Origin of the sequence: Facivitalis istanbulensis (genome assembly GCF_040560405.1) — a bacterium.
Taxonomy (GTDB): Bacteria; Pseudomonadota; Alphaproteobacteria; order Sphingomonadales; family Sphingomonadaceae; genus Sphingomonas; species Sphingomonas istanbulensis.
This window is the reverse complement of the sequence record NZ_JAVSCQ010000020.1, coordinates 13724-35035: the sequence shown is the minus strand read 5'-3', so window position 1 is coordinate 35035 and position 21312 is coordinate 13724. Positions and strand designations below refer to the sequence as shown.

The following is a 21312-nucleotide window of genomic DNA, read 5'->3' as shown; positions in this document are numbered from 1 at the left end:
TTGTCCCGCTGATGGGGATGACATGGCTGTCATCCTCGTGTCCCGGATCAGGGAACCGTGGCGTCGCCGTGACGGTTGGGGCCCGATGCAGATGAGAACGAACATATGACCATCGACCGCCAGCGGATCGAACGGGGCGGTTTCCTCCTCTTCCTCGGGCTTATCACCCTGGCGTTGATCGTGGTGACGTCCAGCTTCCTCTTGGCGCTGCTCTGGGCCGCGCTGGCAGCGATCCTGTTCCGCTCCTTGTTCCAGCGGTTGCTCGACCAGATGGGCGGGCGACGCAATCTGGCCGCCGGGTTGACGATGCTCATCATCACCTTCGCGGTGGTGGTGCCGACGCTGCTGATCGGCAGCATGGTCGTGGACCAGGCGAGCGGCGTCTATATGAAGATGCGCAGCGGACAGATCGATTTCGCCCAGTATTTTCAACAGGTGCGCGACGCCTTGCCCCTGCGCCTGCGACAGGTGCTCGACAATTCGGGGATCAACAGTTTCGAGCGGCTGCAATCGCGGCTCTCCTATGCGCTGACCAGCAGCATGAGCCAGATCGCCAGCCAGGCGCTGTCGATCGGGCGCAACGCCTTCGCCTTCGCGCTGACCTTTGGCGTGGGCCTTTATATCGCCTTCTTCCTGATCCGCGACGGCGACCGGCTGGGCCCCGCCTTTGCCCGCTCGCTGCCCCTGGAGCGGGATGTCGCGACGCGGCTGGTCGATACCTTCACCGCGGTGGTGCGCGCGACGATCAAGGGTTCGGTCATCGTCGGACTGGCACAGGGCGCGCTGGGCGCGATCACCTTCTGGATCGTCGGGGTGCCCGCCGCGCTGCTCTGGGGCGTGCTGATGGCGATCGCGGCGCTGTTGCCCGCGATCGGCCCCGCGATCATCTGGGTTCCGGTCGCCATCTATCTGCTGGCGACGGGCGCGATCTGGCAGGGGGCGGTGGTCGTCTTTTCGGGCATGCTGGTGATCGGGCTGGCGGACAATATCCTGCGCCCGATCCTGGTCGGCCGGGACACCGGCCTGCCCGACTGGATCGTGCTGCTGACCACGCTGGGCGGGATCGAGACGCTGGGGCTGAGCGGCATCGTCGTCGGGCCGGTCGTCGGCGCATTGTTCCTGGCGGGCTGGCGCATCCTGAACGAGGAGCGGGGCGTGTTTATCGCGCCGATCGAGGAATAGGCGGTTTGCGCGGTCGTCCGCGCCTCCCTATGGTCGCGCCCGTTCTGCCGGGGGCGGCAGGCGCATAGGGGGTGGGAAATGACGATGCGAAGGGTCGTCGCCACGACACTGGCGATGGCGATCATGGCACCGGGCCTGGCCGGATGCGGCGATGGCGGGGCCGCCAAGGCCCCGGCCGCCCGTTCCAAGGGAACCAGCAGCATCGAAGTGCCGGTGCCCGACGCCACCCCCCATGCCCGGACCGCGTCGGGCGCCACGACGCTGCGCGATGCGCCGCGCGTGACGGTCGGCTTTCCGCAGGGCGGTGCGGCGCTCGACTGGGACGCCCGGCGCGCGCTCGACACGCTGGCGGCGGACCCGGCGGCGCGGCGGGGCAAGCTGATCCTGCGCGGCCATTCGGACAGCGAGGGCGATGACGACGCCAATCGCCGCATGTCGCGCAAACGCGCCGAAGCCGTCCGCGCCTATCTGGCCGACAGGGGGCTGGCGCGCGACCGGATGCAGGTGATCGCGCTGGGCGAGACGCGCCCCATCGCGCCCAATGCCCGCCCCGACGGCAGCGACGACAGCGCGGGCCGGGCGCGCAACCGGCGGGTTGAGATCACGCTCCTGCCCTCCGCCTGAGCGGTTCGACCGCCCGCCCGCCGCCTTTCCTCACGCCGCCTGCAACACCGCCCCCGCGACCGCCGCGATATCGTCGCCCAACTGGTCCACCCGCGCCGGATCGGCGTCCCAGGCGAACATGAACCGCGCACCGCCGCCGATGAAGGTGTAGAAACGCCATCCGCGCGCGCGCAACGCCTCCAGCACCTCGGCGGGCGCGCTGAGGAAGACCGCATTCGCCTCGACCGGGAACATCGGCGCGATGCCGGGCAATCCGGCGACCCGCGCGGCCAGCCGCTGGGCACAGCCATTGGCGTGGGCGGCGTTGCGCAGCCAGGCGCCGCTGTCGAGCATCCCGATCCAGGGGGCGGCCAGAAAGCGCATCTTGGACGCCAGCTGCCCCGCCTGTTTGCAGCGATAATCGAAATCCTCGGCCAGGGCATGATCAAAGAACAGGATCGCCTCGCCGACCGCCATGCCGTTCTTGGTCCCGCCAAAGCATAGGACATCGACCCCGGCGCGCCACGTCATGTCGGCGGGCGCGCAGCCCAGCGCGGCGCAGGCATTGGCGAAGCGCGCGCCGTCCATGTGCAGCCGCAAGCCAAGCTCGCGGCAGACCGCCGACAGCGCGCGAATTTCGGCCAGCGTATAGACCTGGCCCGTCTCGGTCGGCTGGGTGATGGTCACGGCGCGCGGTTTCGGGAAATGGATGTCCGAGCGGCCGGTGGCCAGCGCGCGCACGGCTTCGGGGGTCAGCTTGCCGTCCTCGGTCTGCGCAACCAGCAGCTTCGATCCGTTGGAGAAGAATTCGGGCGCGCCGCATTCGTCGGTCTCGACATGGGCGGAGGCGGAGCAGATCACGCTGTGATAGCTCTGGCAGAGCGCGGCCAGCGCCAGCGAATTGGCCGCCGTCCCGTTGAAGGCGAAGAAGACCTCGCACTTGGTCTGGAACAGGGTGCGAAAGGCGTCGGCGGCGCGGTCGGTGAAGGGATCTTCGCCATAGGCCGGGACATAGCCGCAATTCGCCTCGGCCATGGCGGCCCAGGCCTCGGGACAGATCCCGGCGTAATTGTCACTCGCGAATTGCTGCGGGGCGATTTGCTGGGGAATGACCGCGTCCATCACATTTCCTTTCGACCGTTTGCGAGTCGGAGGAAGGAATGTGGCGGTTCGTCCCGTTGTTGCCGGTCTGGCCACATCCCTCCCCATGGTCCGGGGAGGCACCACCTTGCCGGGAGGGCAGGTTGGTGCCGGGCAATGGCCCGACTCTTGATGCTGGCGCGCGCTTTAGCGGGCTGGAACCGGATCGGCAAGCATCCATCGCGGGCCGCTAAGCATTGCGTATCGCACCGGAAAGGTAGAAGCGTGGGCCCATGACCATCAGACCTTCGCGCCGCGGCAGCAGCGCTCCGACGATCAGTGATGTCGCGCGCGTGGCGGGCGTCTCGCTGATGACGGTATCGCGCGTCATCAACAACGAGGCCAATGTCCGCCCCGCCACCCGGGAAAAGGTGGAAGCCGCGATCGCCCAGCTCAACTATTCCCCCAATCCCGCCGCGCGCAGCCTGGCGGGCGCGGCGCAGATCCGTATCGGCATGCTCTATAGCAATCCCAGTCAGGGGTTCCTGAGCGAGTTCCTGCTCGGCACGCTGGACCAGGCGTCGCGGCTCGATGTGCAGATGGTGGTCGAGAAATGCGATATCGGCGACCATGAGGTCGAGGTGGCGCGTCATCTGATCGCCGGAGGCATTGACGGCGTGATCCTGCCGCCCCCGTTGTGCGAGGCGGATGCGGTGCTGTCGCTGCTGCGCGAGGCGGGGGTGCCCGCCGTCGTCGTGGCGACCGGCCGCCCGCCCGAGGCGATGCCCGATGCGGTGATGTCGGTGCGGATCGACGACCGCGCGGCGGCCGAGGAGATGACCCGGCATGTCATGACGCTGGGCCATCGGCGGATCGGCTTCATCTGCGGCAATCCCAATCTGACCGCCAGCGACCGGCGTTACGAAGGGTTCCGCGCCGCGCTGGAGGGCGCGGGCATCGCGTTTGACGAAGCGCTGGTCGCGCCGGGCCTCTATACCTATCGCTCGGGGCTGGATGCGGCGGAGCGGCTGCTGGACCTGTCCGTGCCGCCCACCGCGATCATCGCGTCGAATGACGACATGGCGGCGGCGACGGTGGCCGTGGCGCATCGGCGCGGGCTGGACGTGCCCAGCGACCTGACCGTGTGCGGGTTCGACGACACCACCCTGTCGACGACCATCTGGCCCGAGTTGACGACCATTCACCAGCCGATCGCCGACATGGCGCGCGCGGCGGTCGAGATGATGGCGACCGCGATTCGCCAGAAGAGCGCCGAGCCGGCGGGGCATCGCCTGCTCGACTACAGCCTGATCCGGCGCCAGTCGGATGCGGCGTCGCGCCGGCGGCCGCGTGAAATCTGATCGCGGCGATGCTCGACGGGGGCCGTGACCTCATGCGCCCGCTTGACGGCGCGGCGTTTTAAGATAGCGTTAACAACAAGGCCGGACGCATGTCGCGCCGGTGACAGGACGAGGGCGCGCGGATAGGCGAAGACGCCACGCGCGGACGAGGAGAGGGCCCGAGTGACCGATAATGTGAGAGGATTGGACGCAGCCCGCGTCAATCATGGTTTCATCGCCGCGATCGTGGTCGTCGCGACCATCGGCGGTTTCATGTTCGGGTATGACTCGGGCGTCATCAACGGCACGCAAAAAGGGCTGGAGGCCGCGTTCGACCTCGGTCGGCTGGGCGTCGGCATCAATGTCGGCGCGATCCTCGTCGGATCGGCGATCGGCGCGTTTGGCGCCGGGAGGCTGGCCGACGCGATCGGCCGCCGTAACGTCATGATGCTGGCCGCCGGACTGTTCCTCGTCAGCGCGCTGCTGGCGGGCGCGGCGAGCAGCTCGGCGATCTTCATCCTGGCGCGGATCATCGGCGGCCTGGGCGTCGGCGCGGCCAGCGTCATCTCGCCCGTCTATATCTCCGAAGTGACCCCGGCCTCGATCCGGGGCCGCCTGTCGAGCGTGCAGCAGGTGATGATCATCACCGGCCTGACCGGCGCGTTCGTCGCCAACTTCGCGCTGGCCCGCTATGCCGGTGGCTCGACCGCCGAATTCTGGCTGGGCTTCCCGGCCTGGCGCTGGATGTTCTGGCTGCAGGCGATCCCGGCGGCGGTCTATTTCGCGGCGCTGTCGATCATCCCGGAAAGCCCGCGCTTCCTGGTCGCCAAGGGCCGCGATGCCGAGGCGCACACCGTCCTGACCAAGTTGTTCGGCGAGGCCGAGGCGACGCGCAAGGTGGCCGAGATCCGCGCCTCGCTGGCCGCCGATCACCACAAGCCCAAGCTCTCCGACCTGATCGACAAGACCACGGGCAAGATCCGCCCGATCCTGTGGGCGGGCATCGGCCTGGCGGTGTTCCAGCAGCTCGTCGGCATCAATGTCGTCTTTTATTACGGCGCGACGCTGTGGGAAGCGGTCGGCTTTTCGGAAGACTATGCGCTCCAGACCAACATCCTGTCGGGTGTGCTGTCGATTGCGGCCTGCCTGTTCACCATTGCGACGGTCGACCGGATCGGCCGCAAGCCGCTGCTGCTGATCGGTTCGGCGGGCATGGCGGTGACGCTGGCGATCGTTGCCTATGCTTTTTCGACCGCCGTCACTGGCGCGAACGGTGCGGTGTCGCTGCCCGGCAATAACGGCCTGATCGCGCTGGTCGCGGCGAACCTCTACGTCATTTTCTTCAACGCCAGCTGGGGCCCGGTCATGTGGGTGATGCTGGGCGAGATGTTCCCGAACCAGATTCGCGGGTCGGGCCTGGCGGTGTCGGGCTTTGCCCAGTGGATCGCCAACGCCGCCATCTCGGTCAGCTTCCCGGCGCTGGCGGTGTCGCCGGGCCTGAGCGTGACCTATTTCGGCTATGCCTTCTTTGCGGCGCTGTCGTTCTTCTTCGTCCGCGCGATGGTCAACGAAACGCGTGGTCGCGAGCTGGAGGACATGGCGGGCTGATCGCCGACCCGGATCGAAAGGGCCGGATCGAAAGGACTGAATGGGCCCGCTGCCCCGGGAGGGCGGCGGGCCTTTTCCTTATCCCCGCCCCGCCTGGATCAGAATCGCGTCGCAGGGGAGCAGCCGGTCGAGAAAGGGCAGGGTCGCCGCGCCGATGGCGGGGGCGTCCTCGGCGGCATGGGCCGGGCGAATCGCCGGATGGGTCGGCAGGTCGATGGCCGCCATCGCCCCGGCCAGCGCGGACGACAGGCGGCGGATGAGCGGCAGCGGCAGGCGGCCGCCGATCAGGATTGCATCGGGATCGAACAGGTTGGCGATCGCGACGAAGGGCGGGAGCAGCGCGCGCACCGAGTCGGCGATCCACTGGTCGATCGTCGCGATCGCCGCGGGATCGTCGGTTCCGGCCAGCCCCCGGGGGGAGTCGATCGGGCACCCCGCCTCGGCCAGGCGCAGGCGCAGTGCCGAGAGCGATACCGTATCCTGCACCCGCGCACCGGGGCGGGCCGCGCCGGGATCGGGCATCAGGCCGATCTCACCCGACCGGCCATGCGCGCCGCGATGATAGGTGCGGTCGATCACCAGCCCGCCGCCCAGTCCCGCCGAGATCAGCAGGTAGAAGAAGCTGGGGCAGGCGAAGGTCTCGTCATATTGCGCCTCGCCGAGCGCGGCGGCGGCGGCGTCATTGTCGCGGTGGATCGGCCATGGCAGCACCGGGCCGAACAGCGCGTCGAGATCGACCGTCTCCCACCGCGCATAGCCCGGTGGCTGTCCGGCGAGCATCGTGCGGCCGGGATCGTCGGGCATGGCGACGCCGACGCCCAGCACCCGTGCGCGGTCGACCCGCCCCGCCGCCAGCGCGGGCTCCAGCTCGGCCGCCAGAAAGGCCAGCACGTCGTCGGGATCGGGAAAGGCGATCTCGCGGCTGGCCCGCGCACGAACCTTCCCGCCCAGATCGACGATCGCGAGCGCCAGGTGATCGCGGTCGATGGTCAGGCCGATGCCGAATGCGCCATCGGGTTCGAGCTGGAGCTTGAGCGCGGGCTGGCCCCGCGCGCCGTGCAGCCGCCCCGCGGTGCGCACCAGCCCCATCTCGGTTAGCCGGGCGGTAATGTTGGCGATGGTCGGCGGCGTCAGCCCGGTCGCCTGCGCCACCGCGATCCGCGTGGTTTCGCGACGAAAGCGGATGACCTGAAGAACCGTGCGCAGATTATAATCGCCTGCCCGCTCCAGATTGGTGCCGGACAGACCACGCGACAACCGGGAATCGCGTTGCGACGTATAGGGCCGGGCCGGATGCTGCGATGTCATGCTCGTTTTCCCCACGACGGACCGAGCCGTGGCGCGGCCCTTCGTTCTGATCCCGGGGTGCAGCCTCACCAAGACCCGGGAGCGCCGTCAAGTCGTCCTGTCCCGATATGGAGCAGGCGTGGCTGATGGCTCCGACCGATGCGCCGAACGCCAATGGGCCGGGCGCCGATCCGCCGGACGGGCGGTCGCGGGGGTGATGGATCAGGATGCCGGGGTCAGGCGGATCAGGCGGCCCTGCGATTCGCCCCCGTCCTCCAGCACATAGATCGCGCCGTCCGGCCCTTGTTCGACCTCGCGGATGCGCGCGCCCATGGCCCATTGATCGCCCTTGGTCGCGCGGGTGCCGTCCAGGTGGACGCGGACCAGCGACTGGCTCGACAGCCCGCCTATGAACGCGTCGCCGCGCCATTGCGGGAACATCGTGCCCGAATAGATCATGAGGCCACCCGGCGAGATGACGGGATTCCACCAGACCCTGGGCGGCTCATAGCCGTCCCCCGCGCGGTGGTCGGGAATGTCGCGCCCGTCATAATGCGAGCCGTTCGAGGCGTTGGGCCAGCCATAATTGCGTCCCGGCAGGATCAGGTTCAGCTCGTCGCCGCCCTTAGGGCCCATTTCCTGCTCCCATAGATTGCCGCTCGCGTCGAAGGCGAGGCCGAGCAGGTTGCGATGGCCATAGGACCAGATCGCCGGGTCGAAGCCTTTGGCCGCCAGCGGATTGCCGGGCGCGGGCTTCCCGTCCGGGGTCAGGCGCAGCACCTTGCCCAGCGTCGCCTTCGGGTCTTGCGCGGGGGTGAATTTCTGGCGCTCGCCCGCCGTGAAGAAGAGGTGGCGACCATCGGGGGAGAAGGCGATGCGGCCCGAATAATGGCCGTCCCCGGTCACCGCCGGGGTGGCGTGCCACAGCGTCTCGATCCCGGTCAGCCGCGCGGTGCCGTTCGCTTCCTGCAGGCGCCCTCGTGCCAGCACCACCCGCTTGCCGCCATCGGCGGCGGCCGAATAGCTGAAATAGACGCGGCCGCTCCGGGGAAAGTCTGGCGCGAGGACGACGTCCATCAGGCCGCCCTGGCCGGCCGAATCGACGGGCAGGGTGGCGATCGTCTGCCGCTGCCGCCCATCGGCGCTGACCAGCAGCATCCGACCGTCCTTTTCAGTCACGAGCATCCGCCGGTCGGGCAGGAAGGTCATCGCCCAGGGCGCATCGAAATCGGCGATGACGGTGCGGCCAAAGGGCTGGCCATCGACCACGGTGGCGCGCGATGACGCGTCCGTCTCGTTCGCGGTCGCTCCGTTCGGGGATGGTCCGTTCGGCGCCGGTTCCGTCGGGGATGGACCATTGCCCGAACAGGCGAGAAGCGCCACCGGCAGGATGGCGAGCAGCGGCAATTTCATGATGATCCTCCCCGTCCGGGGCCGCTCTGGCCCCGATTGCCCGAGCCAACGCTTCGACCGGGCTGTTTGTTTTGCAGCTTGTTTCCCGGGAGCGATGCGCGTATAGACTCCGACATTCTCTTACATCGTCGGGTGAAAGAGGCTGCGGGACGGGTTCCGCGGCAGCGCACCGGCACATCTGGAGCTTTCATGGCGGACATCGCCCTTCTGACGCAACTCATCGAACCCGAGGCCAAGGCGCTCGGCTTCGAACTCGTGCGCGTGAAGATGTATGGCGGCACGTCGGACCCGACGCTGCAGGTGATGGCCGAGCGTCCCGATACGCGCCAGCTCAACATCGACGATTGTGCCGACCTGTCCCGCCGCATCTCCGACGTGATGGACGCGCTGGAGGAACAGGGCCGCGACCCGATCGACCATGCGTACCGGCTGGAGGTGTCCTCGCCCGGTATCGACCGCCCGCTGACCCGGCTGAAGGACTTTGCCGACTGGGCGGGGCATGAGGCGCGGATCACGCTGGCCGAGAAGCTGAACGGTCGGAAGCAGTTCAAGGGCGATCTGAACGGGGTCGAGGGCGAGACGGTGTTCATCACCGATGGCGAGGAGGTTCGCCACGCACTGCCCTTCTCGGGAATCGAGGATGCCAAGCTCGTCATGACCGACCGGCTGATCGCCGCGACGGTGCCGCTGTCCGTCGAGGGCGCGGAAGAGGTTTATTATCAGGACGCGCCCGAACAGGACGGCGCCACCACGGAAGGACGGCACTGATGGCTACCGCCATTTCCGCCAACAAGGCGGAACTGATCGCGATCGCGAATGCGGTCGCCTCGGAAAAGATGATCGACAAGGGCATCGTCATTGAGGCGATGGAGGATGCGATCCAGCGCGCGGCCCGTGCGCGCTATGGTGCCGAGAACGACATCCGCGCCAAGCTCGATCCGAACTCGGGCGATCTGCGTCTGTGGCGCGTCGTCGAGGTGGTCGAGCAGGTCGACGACTATTACAAGCAGATCGACCTCAAGGGGGCTGAGAAGCTGCAAAAGGGTGCCGCGATCGGCGACTTCATCGTCGACCCGCTGCCCCCGATCGAATTCGGCCGCATCGCTGCGCAGGCGGCCAAGCAGGTCATCTTCCAGAAGGTCCGCGACGCCGAGCGCGACCGCCAGTTCGATGAGTTCAAGGATCGCCAGGGCGAGATCATCACCGGCGTCGTCAAGCGCGTCGAGTTCGGCCACATCGTCGTCGATCTGGGCCGCGCCGAGGGCGTGATCCGTCGCGACCAGCAGATTCCGCGCGAAGTCGTCCGCGTCAACGACCGCATCCGCTCGCTGATCCTGAACGTCCGTCGCGAGAATCGCGGGCCGCAGATCTTCCTGAGCCGCGCGCACCCCGACTTCATGAAGAAGCTGTTCGCGCAGGAAGTGCCCGAAATCTATGACGGCATCATCGAGATCAAGGCCGCCGCGCGCGATCCGGGCAGCCGCGCCAAGATCGGCGTGATTTCGCACGACTCGAGCATCGATCCCGTCGGCGCCTGCGTCGGCATGAAGGGCAGCCGCGTGCAGGCCGTCGTGCAGGAGATGCAGGGCGAGAAGATCGACATCATCCCCTGGTCGCCCGACACCGCCACCTTCGTGGTCAACGCGCTCCAGCCCGCCAATGTCAGCCGCGTCGTGATCGACGAGGAAGAGGACCGGATCGAAGTCGTCGTTCCCGACGATCAGCTCAGCCTCGCCATCGGTCGTCGCGGCCAGAATGTCCGCCTCGCCAGCCAGCTGACCGCCAAGGCGATCGATATCCTGACCGAGGCCGACGCCAGCGAGAAGCGTCAGAAGGAGTTCGTCGCGAATTCCGAGATGTTCCAGAACGAGCTGGACGTGGACGAGACGCTGGCGCAGCTTCTGGTCGCCGAGGGCTTCGGCGCGCTGGAAGAAGTGGCCTATGTCGAGCTGGACGAGCTGGCCGCGATCGAGGGCTTCGACGAAGACCTCGCGCAGGAGTTGCAGAGCCGCGCGCAGGAAGCGCTGGACCGTCGCGAACAGGCCGCGCGCGAAGAGCGTCAGGGTCTGGGCGTCGAGGACGCGCTGGCCGAGATGCCCTATCTGACCGAGGCGATGCTGGTCACGCTGGGCAAGGCGGGCATCAAGACGCTCGACGATCTCGCCGACCTCGCGACCGACGAACTGGTCGAGAAGAAGCGCGCCGAGCCGCGTCGTCGTGGCGACGATACCCCGCGCGCCGCGCCGAAGGGCGGTATCCTCGCCGAATATGGCCTGAGCGACGAGCAGGGTAACGAGATCATCATGGCCGCCCGTGCGCACTGGTTCGCCGACGAGGACGAACCCGCCGCGGCCGCGGCTGCCGAAGCGGACGCGGAGGGCGACGAAGCCTGATGCCGTTCGTGTCGATCCGTCTGGCGGGCACCGCCTCCAAGCAGCAAAAGGCCGAGATCGTCGCCGACGTGACTCGTTCGCTGGTGGAGCGGCTGGGCAAGAACCCGGCCGCCGTCCAGATCGTGATCGAGGAAATCTCCACCGAGAATTACGGTGCGGGCGGCCAGTTGATCGCCGACCGCGATGCTCCTTCCAACACCCGGGGAGACGCGCATGCGGAACCGGGACAATGAGCGTGGTGGCGTAAAAGCCGCTCCGGCCGGGAAGGGCCGGAGCCCCAGAGCATCGGCGAAGGCAGCCCGCGACTCGATCGACGGGCCGGTCCGCCGCTGCATCCTGTCGGGCGAGCATGACGCGCGGCCGCACCTGATCCGCCTGGCGCTCGCGCCCGACGGCCGGGTGTTGCCCGATGTCCGGGCGAAAGCGCCGGGGCGGGGCGGCTGGATCGGCGTGACCCGCGCCGAGCTTGACCTCGCGATCGCCAAGGGGCGGTTGAAGGGGGCGCTGGCGCGCGCGTTCAAGACGGCTGAGTTCACCATCCCCGACGACTTGCCCGCGCTGATTGCCGCCGCGCTGGAGCGCAACGCGCTCGACCGGCTGGGGCTCGAGTCGCGCTCGGGCATGCTGCTGACCGGATCGGACAAGATTGCGACGGCGGCGCGCTCGGGACAGCTTCATGCCTTGTACCATGCGGCGGACGCTGGCGAGGACGGTTGTCGCAAGCTGGCGCAGGCGTGGCGCGTGGGAACGGACCGTGAAGGTTCGGACCTCAAGGGGTTGGCGTTGCCCGCCACACGCCCCATATTGTCAATGGCGTTGGGCCGCGAAAATGTGGTACATATCGGCCTGACAGATCGTAACGCGGCAAAGCGGGTGAGCGAAGCGCTCGACCGCTGGCTGCATTTTATCGGACCCGACCCTGTGGCAACGCCTTGCGAAACGGCCTCGCAAGGCGCATCGGCGTCCGATCTTTCCGGTGACCGAACGGCCGTGACCGTACACGAGGATTTTGAGTGAGCGAGACCGACAACGACAAGCCGAAACTCGGAATGCGCCAGCCCCTGGGGCTGAAGCGCACGGTCGAGACCGGCAAGGTGAAGCAGAGCTTCAGCCACGGCCGCTCGAACACCGTGATCGTGGAGACCAAGCGTCGTCGTGTGCTGGGTCCGCAGGGCGGTGCCGCGCCCGAGGCGGTCGCGCCGGCTCCCGCCGCTGCGCCGGCGTCCGCGCCCGTGACGGCCGCGCCAGCCGCGCCGCGCCGTCCGGTGCCGTCGAACGAAAGCGCCCAGGAGCGCCAGGCCCGCCTGCTGCGCGAGGCGGAGGAACAGCGCCTCTCCATGCAGGAGGAAATGCGTCGTCGGGAAGACGCCGAGCGCCAGCAGCGCGCCGAGGAAGAGCGCCAGCGCGCCGAAGAGCGTGCGCGGGCCGCCGCCGAGGCCACCGCTGCGCCCGAGCCCGTGGCCGAACCGTCGCCCGCGCCGGAACCCGAACCTGCCCCGGCTCCCGAGCCCGTGGCCGAGCAGCCCGCACCCGCATCGGCTGAGCCGGCGGCCCCGACCATCCAGGTCCAGGCGCGCCCCTTCCGTCCGGTCGAGCGTCCGGTGATCCCGACGCCGGAGCCCCAGGCGGAAGAGCCCAAGGTCGAGACCCCGGCACCCGCTCCGGCTCCGGTCCCTGCGCCGGCTCCCACGCCCGCCCCCGCGCCGGTGGCGGCGAAGCCGGCGCCGAAACCGGCTGCGGCTCCCGCGCCGCTGGTTCTGGGCCACGATCCGTCGATGCCCGCGCCGCGCCGCTTCTCGCCGGTGCAGCGTCCCGAAATCCCCAAGCCCGCGCCCAAGCCTGCGCCCGCTCCGACGCCGGCACCGGCGGCGGCAAGCGCACCCAGCGCGCCCAGCGGCAATGCCGTGTCGGCCCCGTCGGGTGGCGCGCCGCGCGCCATGCCCTCGGGCCAGCCGACGCCGCGCAACGCGCTTCCCGGCCGTCCGCAGCAGCGCGACCGCAAGGGTGACGAGCGTCGCGGCGGCAAGCTGACCGTCAACCGCGCGCTGAACGAGGATGGCGCGCGCGCGCGCTCGCTCGCCGCGCTCAAGCGTGCCCGTGAAAAGGAAAAGCGTGGCTTTGGCGGCCCGCGCGAGCCGCAGGTCAAGCAGGTCCGCGACGTGCAGGTGCCGGAGGCGATCACCGTCCAGGAACTCGCTAACCGCATGGCGGAAAAGGGCGCGGACCTGGTCAAGGCGCTGTTCAAGATGGGCATGCCCGTCACCATGACGCAGACGATCGACCAGGATACGGCCGAACTGCTCGTCACCGAGTTCGGGCACAATATCGTCCGCGTCTCGGACAGCGACATCGATCTGGCGCTCGACACCAGCGAGGATGCGGCGGAATCGCTGAAGCCGCGCCCGCCGGTGGTGACGATCATGGGCCATGTCGACCATGGCAAGACCTCGCTGCTCGACGCGCTGCGCGGCACCGATGTGGTGCGCGGCGAGGCGGGTGGCATCACCCAGCATATCGGTGCCTATCAGGTCACGCTGAAGGACAAGTCGAAGATCACCTTCCTCGACACGCCGGGCCACGAGGCCTTTACCCAGATGCGCGCCCGCGGTGCCGACATCACGGATATCGTGGTGCTGGTGGTCGCGGCCGATGACGGGCTGATGCCGCAGACGATCGAGGCGATCAATCACACCAAGGCGGCCGGCGTGCCGATGATCGTGGCGATCAACAAGATCGACAAGCACGAGGCCAATGCCCAGCGCGTCCGCGAGCGCCTGCTCGAACATAATGTGCAGGTCGAGATGATGGGCGGCGAGACGCAGGACGTCGAGGTGTCCGCGCTCAAGAAGATCGGCCTCGACGACCTGATCGAGAAGATCCAGCTCCAGGCCGAACTGCTCGACCTGAAGGCGAACCCCGACCGTGATGCCGAGGGCAGCGTGATCGAGGCCAAGCTGGACAAGGGCCGTGGTCCGGTCGCGACCGTGCTGGTCACGCGCGGCACGCTGAAGGTCGGCGACGTGTTCGTCGTCGGCGCGGAAAGCGGCAAGGTCCGTGCGCTGGTCGACGACAAGGGTCGTCAGGTGAAGGAAGCCGGCCCTGCCATGCCAGTCGAGGTGCTCGGCCTGTCGGGCGTGCCGCAGGCGGGCGACCTCTTGCAGGTCGTCGAGAACGAGGCCCGCGCCCGCGAGGTCGCCGAGTATCGCCAGAGCGTGGTGCTGCAGAAGCGCACGACCTCGGCCCCGGCCAGCCTGGAGTCGATGTTCTCGGCGTTGAAGGCGAACCAGGCCAAGGAATATCCGCTGGTCGTCAAGGCGGATACCCAAGGCACGGTCGAGGCGATCGTGGCGTCGATCAACAAGATCCAGTCGGATCTGATCAAGGCCCGCATCCTGCACTCGGGCGTCGGTGGCATCACCGAGTCGGACGTGACGCTGGCGGCGGCTTCGGGCGCGCCGATCATCGGCTTCAACGTCCGTGCCAACGCCAAGGCGCGCGAGATCGCCGAGCGGAACAAGGTGGCGTTGAAATATTACGACGTCATCTACGACCTGATCGACGAGATCCGCGCAGGGATGGCCGGTGAGCTTGGCCCAGAGGCGTTCGAAACGGTCGTCGGCCGCGCCGAAATCCGCGAGGTCTTCTCGGCGGGCAAGATCGGCAAGGCCGCCGGTCTGCTGGTCACCGAGGGTGTCATCCGCAAGGCGCTCAAGGCGCGCATCACGCGCAACGACGTCATCATCTACCAGGGCGAGATCAACTCGCTCCGCCGGTTCAAGGACGATGTCGCCGAGGTTCGCGCCGGTCTGGAATGCGGTGTGACGTTCACGCAGAACTTCACCGACATCAAGCCGGGCGATTATCTCGAAACCTTCGAGGTCGAGATGCGCGAGCGGACGCTCTAAGGCGACGGAACGGATAAGGGATGGGGGCCATGACCCGTCGGTACGACGCCCCCATCCCGATCCTGCGCAGTTTCGACGCGGACCATGCGCGGTCCTTCTATCTGGATTTTCTGGGCTTCGAGCTTGTGTTCGAGCATCGCTTCGAACCCGGAATGCCGCTCTATATGGGTATCGCGCGCGGGCCTTGCGTGCTGCACCTGTCCGAACATGATGGCGATGCGACGCCGGGCTCGGCGGTGCGGATCGCGGTGGACGATGTCCATGCGTTCGTCGCCGAATGCCGTGCCAGCGGGCATGGCCATGCCTGTCCGGGGGCACCCTGGCCCGCGCCCTGGGGCATGGACGAGATCGCGCTGACCGACCCGGCGGGCAACCGCCTGATTTTCTATACCGAACGAGATCATGAAGCAGAATAATGAACCCCGGGGCGAGCCCTCGGTCCGCACTTTGCGGGTCGGCGAGCAGGTGCGCCACGTCCTGTCTGAAATCCTGGCGCGCGGCGACGTGCATGACGAGACGCTGGCCAGGCATATGGTCAGCATCACCGAAGTGCGCATGTCGCCCGATCTGCGCCACGCGACCGTCTTCGTAAAGCCGCTGCTGGGCAAGGACGAGGAGGTGGTGATCAAGGCGCTGCGCACCAACACCGCCTATCTCCAGCGCGAGGTCGCGACTCGGGTGAAGATGAAATATGCCGCCAAGCTGAAATTCCTGGCGGACGAGAGCTTCGACGAGGGCAGCCATATCGACTCGATCCTGCGCTCGCCCCAGGTGGCGCGCGACCTGGACGAGGGCGAGGAGGGCTGACGGCGGGGCTGCCCGCGACGGGGGTTTCCCCGGGCCTGCCCCGCTATTCCGCCGGAAAGGTCAACGCGACAATCAGCCCGGGCCGTGCATCCTCCAGGACCAGCCGCCCGCGATGCAGCCGCACGATCGCCTCGACCAGCGGCAGGCCCAGCCCATGACCGGCGCGGCTTCGCGCCTTGTCCAGTCGCCCGAATCGGCGCAACGCGGTCGCGCGGTCCTCTGCGGGGATACCGGGACCGTTATCGGCCACGCTGAGCGTCACGCCCCCCGTCGGTGCCCGCGCCAACGCCACGGCGATCGTCCCGCCCGGCGCGCCATGCTTGATCGCGTTGCCGATCAGGTTGACCATCGCCTGGATCAGCAATTGCCGATCCCCGACCAGACCGGGTGTCGTCGCCGCGACCGTGACGGTCAGGCGATGGCCCGCCTCTTCCGCCACCGGGATCATCATCGTCGCGGTGTCGCCGACCAGCGCCGCCAGATCGAGCGGGGCGAAACCCGCCTGGCGGTGCCCTGCCTCGATCTCGGCGATGCGCAGCAGCGCGGCGAACATGGCGAGCAGGGCGTCGCATTGCGCCAGGGCGTCACGGGCGCGCTGGCCTTGCGCCTCGTCTTGCGTTTCCTCGACCATCAGCGCCAATTGCCCGCGCAACCGTGACAGCGGCGTGCGCAGATCATGCGCGATGTCGTTGGATACGTCGCGCATCGCCTCCATCAACTCGCCGATCCGGTCGAGCATCCGGTTGAACGCCGCCGCCTGACGGTCGAATTCGTCGGCCGATCCGGTGACGGGCACCCGGTGGCGGATGTCGCCGGCGATGATCGCGTCGACGGTCCGGCGCTGGTCGGCGATGCGCCGTCCGACCAGCCGCGAAATGGCGAGGACGCCGCCCAGGCCGATCAGGATGATCGAACCAAAGCCGATCAGATAGATGCGGGTGCGGGTCGTGCGATAATGGTCGAACGGTTCGGTCTCCGCCACCACCGCCAGCCGCCGTCCGGCCCCGGCCTCGCGCACCATCGCGCGGCCGTGCGACAGGCCGGCGATGCCGTCCCGCTGGCGCAGGTCCGACCGCCCCATGGGCAGCGCGTGCCGGAGCGTGATGTTGCCGCCCAGCGGCCGTCCGGCGGGGTCGAGCAGCAACAGGCCGATATCGCCCGTGTCGCGCTGTTGCGACAGCATCGCGATGCGCGCCAGCAGGGTGGCGGTCGGAATCACACCTTCGCCCGTATCGCGCTCCAGCACGAGGTCGCCGGCCATGTCGATGCGGCGATCGACCAACTGCACGACCGCCACGCGCGTCGCGGCATGGATGGACAATCCCGTCGCCACCGTGGCGACGAGGAACAGGATGAGCAGCCCCGCCGTCAGCCGACGCAGGCTGATCCGGCCGAGCAGGCGGACGATCATGGCTTCAGCGAATAGCCGATGCCGCGCATCGTCTGGATCGGATCGTCGCCGCCATGTTCGGTCAGCTTGATGCGCAACCGGCGGATATAGACGTCGACGACGTTGGTCTCCGGCTCGAAATCATAGCCCCAGACGCGTTCGATCAGCATGGCGCGGGTCAGCACCTCGCCCGCATGGCGCGCCAGTTCGGCCAGCAGCTTGAGTTCCAGATTGGCCAGCGTGATCGGCTCTCCGCCGCGCCAGGCGCGAAAGCTGGTCGGGCTGACCACGATATCGCCCGCGCGGATCGTGTCGCTTTCCCCCATGGTCCAGCGGCGTCCGCGCAGCACGGCGTTGATCCGGGCGTTCAGCTCCTCGGCGGCGACCGGCTTGACGACATAATCGTCCGCCCCCGCCTCCAGCCCGTCGACCTTGTCCGACGCCATGGACAGCGCCGTCAGCATGATGACGGGGATGGTGATGCCGCGTTCGCGCAGCGTCTCGACCACCGACAGGCCATCGAGTCGCGGCATCATCCGGTCGAGAATCACCGCATCGAACTGCTCGCGGTCGAGCGCGGCCAGCGCCTGGCGGCCATCGGGCGCATGGGTGACCCGGTGGCCCAGCGCGCGCATCGCCGTGGCCAGGCCCTGCGCATATTCGATATCATCCTCGACGAGGATCAGGTGCAGACTCATCACGCCCTTCCGCTGCTGTCGCGGCCAGCCCTATCCGGCAAAAGTTCCGTGGCAAGACCGGCCTGGCCGTATCGTGCTGGAACAGTCGGGACGGCGCGGACAGATTCCACAGTTTCGCCAATCGCGCCAGCCACGTAGCGCTAGGGCTCACAAGGGGATGGCGTTTTCCGGCTCGCGATGGTGCTGGCCCGATCCCGCAACCGGCCCGACGGCGAGAGGTGTGATATGGCGACCACGACATCGATCATCCTGGACGGCGACCTGTCCGATTGGCGCGCGACCGATCGCATCGATAGCGGGCTGGGCGACGGCTATTCCATCTATGCCAAGAGCGACGGGGCGGACTTCGTCTTCGCGATGACCGCGCCGATCGAGATCGGGGCGAACACCACCGCCTGGCTCAACACCGATCGCAACGGTGCCACCGGCTATCAGGTGTTCGGCTTCGCGGGCGGCGCGGAATATAACGTCAATTTCAACGCCGACGGCACCGTCTCGCTCTATTCGGGCGGGGCGGGCGAGAAGCTGGTGCTGGCGGGGCTGCAGGCGGCGTGGTCGGCCGATCGCAAGACGGTCGAATTCCGCGTGCCCAAATCGATGATCGGCAATCCGCAGGCGATCGACACGCTGTACGACGTGAACGATCAGGTGTTCCTGCCGGGCAGCTATGCGGCCAAGCCCTTCACCGTCTTCAACGACACGGGCGTCACCGCCGACCCGTCGCACCGCGTCGCGATCGTCTGGTCGGAAACGACGGCCAACGCCTATTTCAGCAAGACCGCCTATTCGCAGCTGTTCATGGCGGCGCAGAGCCAGGCGATGCAGGCGGGCACGCCGTTCGACATCATCACCGAGGACGACCTGACCAGCCTCTCGACACTGGCCAAGTATGACTCGATCATCTTCCCCTCGTTCCGCAACGTGCAGGCGGACAAGGCGGATGCGATCGCCCACACGCTGGAACAGGCGACGAAGCAGTTCGGCATCGGTCTGATCGCGGCGGGCGAGTTCATGACCAACGCCGCCGACGGCTCGGCGCTGCCGGGCGACAGCTATGCGCGGATGAAGCTGCTGTTCGACGCCACGCGCGTGACCGGTGGCTGGCCCGCCGATGTGACGATCAAGGCGGTGGACGCGAATCACAGCGTGCTGGACGGCTATGCCAATGGCGAGACCATCCGCGACTATAAGGGCGTCGGTTGGAACGCGTTCACCAGCGTCAGCGGCACCGGCGAGACGATCGCGACCCAGACGGTGAACGGCGAGACCTATGCCGCCGCCATCGCGACCCATACCGGCGGCCGCAACGTCATCTTCTCGACCGAAGCGGCGATGGCGGACGACAATCTCCTGCAAAAGGCGATCGACTATTCGGTCCATGGCTCGGCCAGCACCGGCGGCCTGCGCGTCGGATTGCAGATGACCCGCGATGCCGGGCTGTTCGCGAGCCGCGTCGACATGGACCAGAGCCAATATTCGGACGAGGTGAAGCCGGATGACGGCACGCCGGGCATCTATGACAAGCTGATGCCGATCCTCGACCAGTGGAAGTCGCTCTATAATTTCGTCGGCAGCTATTACGTCAATATCGGTAACGACCCGTCGCAGCAGCGCGCGACCGACTGGTCGGTGTCGGCGCCGGTCTATGCCAAGATGATGGCGGCGGGCAACGAGATCGGGCTGCACAGCTACACGCATCCCGAGGACACCAATGTCCTGACCGCGGACCAGATCGCCTATGAGTTCGGGGCCGAGCGCGCCGAGCTGGAAAAGCAGATGAGCGCCTATCTGGGCCATCAGGTCTCGCTGGGCGGCGCGGCGGTGCCCGGCGCGCCCGAGACGATCGCGACCAGCCAGGAGATCCTGAAATACGTCTCCTATCTGTCGGGCGGCTATACCGGCGTCGGCGCGGGCTATCCCAACGCCTTCGGCTATATGACGCCGGGCAATGCGGCGGACGGCAAGGTGTATCTGGCGCCGAACACCATGTTCGACTTCTCGCTGATCGAATTCCAGAAGAAGACGGTGGCCGAGGCGGAGGCCGAATGGGCCAGGGAATTGTCGACGCTGACCTCGCATGCCGATGCGCCGGTGATCGTGTGGCCGTGGCATGACTATGGTCCCGCCACGTGGACCGGCGACTCGGCGCAGAGCCTGTACGTCACGTCGATGTTCACCAATTTCATCGCCAAGGCGGCGGCGGCCGGTGTCGAGTTCGTGACGCTCGCCGATCTGGCCAGCCGCGTCTCGGCCTTTCACCAGGCGTCGATCACGACGAGCGTGTCGGGCGACACCATCACCGCGCAGGTCTCGTCGTCGCAAGGACTGGGCACGTTCGCGCTGGATGTGGACGGGCAGAAGGCCGGGCAGGTCATCCAGAGCGTCGCGGGCTGGTACGCCTATGACGCGAACAAGGTGTTCCTGCCAAAGTCGGGCGGCACCTATGCCATCACCATGGGGCAGGCGGCGGACGATGTGACGCACATCACCGACCTGCCGATGCGCGCCTCGCTGATCTCGCTCAGCGGCGACGGCCGCGACCTGAGCTTCTCGGTCGAGGGCGAGGGCAAGGTCGTGATCGACCTGAAGGCATCGGCCAGCGACTGGGCGACCGTCAAGGGCGCGACCATGGCCAGCCTGGTCGGCGAGATCCTGACCATCGATATCGGCGCGATCGGCCGGCATGAGGTGACGATCGGCCATGTCGCCAATAGCGGCCCGACCATCACCTCGTTCGGCGGGGCGGATACGGGCAGGATGTCGATCGCGGAGAACGGCACGGCGGTGACCACGATCACCGCGACCGATCCGAATATCGCGCAGGGCGACAGCATCCATTATGCGATCGCCAAGACGGGGGACGGCGCGGCCTTCACCATCGACGCCACGACGGGTGTGCTGAAGTTCGTCGCCGCGCCGGATTATGAGAAGCCGACCGACGCCAATCACGACAATGTCTATGACGTCACCGTCATCGCCACCGATGCGAAGGGCGCGACCGACAGCCAGACGCTGTCGATCGGCGTCACCGACATACAGGGCGTGACCAGGACGGGCACGATCTTCTCCGACACGATCAACGGCACCGCGGAGCAGGACGTGCTGGACGGCGGCTGGGGCAATGACGTGCTCAACGGGCTGGGCGGCAATGACAAGCTGATCGGCGGCTGGGGTAACGATACGCTGGACGGCGGCGACGGCGACGACATCCTGATCGGCGGCTGGGGCAAGGACAGGTTGACCGGCGGGGCGGGCAAGGACGTGTTCCGTTTCGAATCGGCGACGGACAGCCCGGCTTCGTCGTCGCGCGATATCATCACCGATTTCCATTCGGGCGAGGACAAGATCGACCTGTCGGCGATCGACGCCAATACCTCGCTCTTCGCCTGGGGCGACCAGGCCTTCACCCTGTTGACCACGCCGGGCGCGAAGTTCACCGGGGCAGGGCAGCTGCGTTTCAGCTATCAGATGATGGGCGGCAAGGAATATACGATCGTCGAGGGTAATACCGACGCGTTCGGCATGGCCGACTTCTCGGTCGCGTTGCTGGGCCATCACAATCTTACGGCGCATGATTTTTATTTATAATTAGCCGCTAGACACCTG

Annotated in this window: 17 protein-coding genes and 1 riboswitch; of the genes, 12 read left to right on the top strand and 5 right to left on the bottom strand. The window is 67.6% G+C overall.

The window, feature by feature from the left end:
* The first annotated feature begins 105 nt into the window (after positions 1 to 105).
* On the top strand, positions 106 to 1182 hold the full coding sequence (locus tag RN629_RS12145; RefSeq protein WP_407035462.1) for an AI-2E family transporter: 1077 nt from the start codon (positions 106 to 108) through the stop codon (positions 1180 to 1182).
* A 78-nt stretch (positions 1183 to 1260) separates the two neighbouring features.
* A complete protein-coding gene (locus RN629_RS12140; RefSeq protein ID WP_407035461.1) occupies positions 1261 to 1806 on the top strand; it encodes an OmpA family protein in 546 nt (181 codons plus the stop codon).
* A gap of 30 nt (positions 1807 to 1836) precedes the next feature.
* On the opposite strand, the gene RN629_RS12135 is transcribed toward RN629_RS12140, so the two are convergent.
* Positions 1837 to 2907, bottom strand: coding sequence for a threonine aldolase family protein (locus RN629_RS12135; protein WP_407035460.1), 1071 nt, complete (start codon positions 2905 to 2907; stop codon positions 1837 to 1839).
* Positions 2908 to 2952: 45 nt separating this feature from the next.
* Positions 2953 to 3066, bottom strand: a riboswitch (SAM-I-IV-variant riboswitch).
* A gap of 92 nt (positions 3067 to 3158) precedes the next feature.
* Between RN629_RS12135 and RN629_RS12130 the strand changes: the two genes are divergently transcribed.
* Together RN629_RS12130 and RN629_RS12125 are read left to right on the top strand one after the other, a co-directional pair.
* Entirely contained in the window at positions 3159 to 4226 is a 1068-nt protein-coding gene (locus RN629_RS12130; RefSeq protein ID WP_407035459.1) for a LacI family DNA-binding transcriptional regulator, read from the top strand.
* Positions 4227 to 4388: 162 nt separating this feature from the next.
* Positions 4389 to 5813: a sugar porter family MFS transporter gene (locus RN629_RS12125; RefSeq protein ID WP_407035458.1), complete on the top strand. Its 1425-nt coding sequence runs from the start codon at positions 4389 to 4391 to the stop codon at positions 5811 to 5813.
* A gap of 78 nt (positions 5814 to 5891) precedes the next feature.
* On the opposite strand, the gene RN629_RS12120 is transcribed toward RN629_RS12125, so the two are convergent.
* Positions 5892 to 7121, bottom strand: a complete 1230-nt coding sequence (locus RN629_RS12120) for an ROK family protein (protein WP_407035457.1) — start codon at positions 7119 to 7121, stop codon at positions 5892 to 5894.
* Positions 7122 to 7322: 201 nt separating this feature from the next.
* Positions 7323 to 8513 (bottom strand): PQQ-dependent sugar dehydrogenase, encoded by a 1191-nt coding sequence (locus RN629_RS12115; protein WP_407035456.1) that lies wholly within the window; start codon positions 8511 to 8513, stop codon positions 7323 to 7325.
* 189 nt (positions 8514 to 8702) lie between these two features.
* Between RN629_RS12115 and rimP the strand changes: the two genes are divergently transcribed.
* From rimP to rbfA, 7 genes are read left to right on the top strand one after another with little or no spacing between them, the layout of a single operon-like run.
* The gene (rimP, locus tag RN629_RS12110; protein WP_407035455.1) at positions 8703 to 9281 is read left to right on the top strand and encodes a ribosome maturation protein RimP; all 579 of its coding nucleotides are present in this window, start codon (positions 8703 to 8705) and stop codon (positions 9279 to 9281) included.
* Positions 9281 to 10906, top strand: coding sequence for a transcription termination factor NusA (gene nusA / locus RN629_RS12105; protein ID WP_407035454.1), 1626 nt, complete (start codon positions 9281 to 9283; stop codon positions 10904 to 10906). Before rimP ends, nusA begins: the two co-directional genes overlap by 1 nt.
* Positions 10906 to 11139 (top strand): tautomerase family protein, encoded by a 234-nt coding sequence (locus tag RN629_RS12100; protein WP_407035453.1) that lies wholly within the window; start codon positions 10906 to 10908, stop codon positions 11137 to 11139. Before nusA ends, RN629_RS12100 begins: the two co-directional genes overlap by 1 nt.
* Positions 11120 to 11923 (top strand): DUF448 domain-containing protein, encoded by an 804-nt coding sequence (locus RN629_RS12095; protein ID WP_407035452.1) that lies wholly within the window; start codon positions 11120 to 11122, stop codon positions 11921 to 11923. The genes RN629_RS12100 and RN629_RS12095 overlap by 20 nt, the downstream gene beginning before the upstream one ends.
* Positions 11920 to 14811: a translation initiation factor IF-2 gene (infB, locus tag RN629_RS12090; protein WP_407035451.1), complete on the top strand. Its 2892-nt coding sequence runs from the start codon at positions 11920 to 11922 to the stop codon at positions 14809 to 14811. The genes RN629_RS12095 and infB overlap by 4 nt, the downstream gene beginning before the upstream one ends.
* A gap of 29 nt (positions 14812 to 14840) precedes the next feature.
* Entirely contained in the window at positions 14841 to 15227 is a 387-nt protein-coding gene (locus RN629_RS12085) for a glyoxalase superfamily protein (protein WP_407035450.1), read from the top strand.
* Positions 15214 to 15618, top strand: a complete 405-nt coding sequence (gene rbfA / locus RN629_RS12080) for a 30S ribosome-binding factor RbfA (RefSeq protein WP_407035449.1) — start codon at positions 15214 to 15216, stop codon at positions 15616 to 15618. Before RN629_RS12085 ends, rbfA begins: the two co-directional genes overlap by 14 nt.
* Positions 15619 to 15661: 43 nt before the next feature.
* Here rbfA and RN629_RS12075 read toward each other — a convergent pair whose 3' ends face one another.
* Together RN629_RS12075 and RN629_RS12070 are read right to left on the bottom strand one after the other, a co-directional pair.
* A complete protein-coding gene (locus RN629_RS12075; protein ID WP_407035448.1) occupies positions 15662 to 17029 on the bottom strand; it encodes a sensor histidine kinase in 1368 nt (455 codons plus the stop codon).
* Positions 17026 to 17706, bottom strand: a complete 681-nt coding sequence (locus RN629_RS12070) for a response regulator transcription factor (protein WP_407035447.1) — start codon at positions 17704 to 17706, stop codon at positions 17026 to 17028. The genes RN629_RS12075 and RN629_RS12070 overlap by 4 nt, the downstream gene beginning before the upstream one ends.
* A gap of 225 nt (positions 17707 to 17931) precedes the next feature.
* On the opposite strand from RN629_RS12070, the gene RN629_RS12065 reads away from it, so the two are divergent.
* Complete coding sequence (locus RN629_RS12065; RefSeq protein WP_407035446.1) at positions 17932 to 21294, top strand: M10 family metallopeptidase C-terminal domain-containing protein; 3363 nt, start codon at positions 17932 to 17934, stop codon at positions 21292 to 21294.
* Positions 21295 to 21312 lie beyond the last annotated feature (18 nt).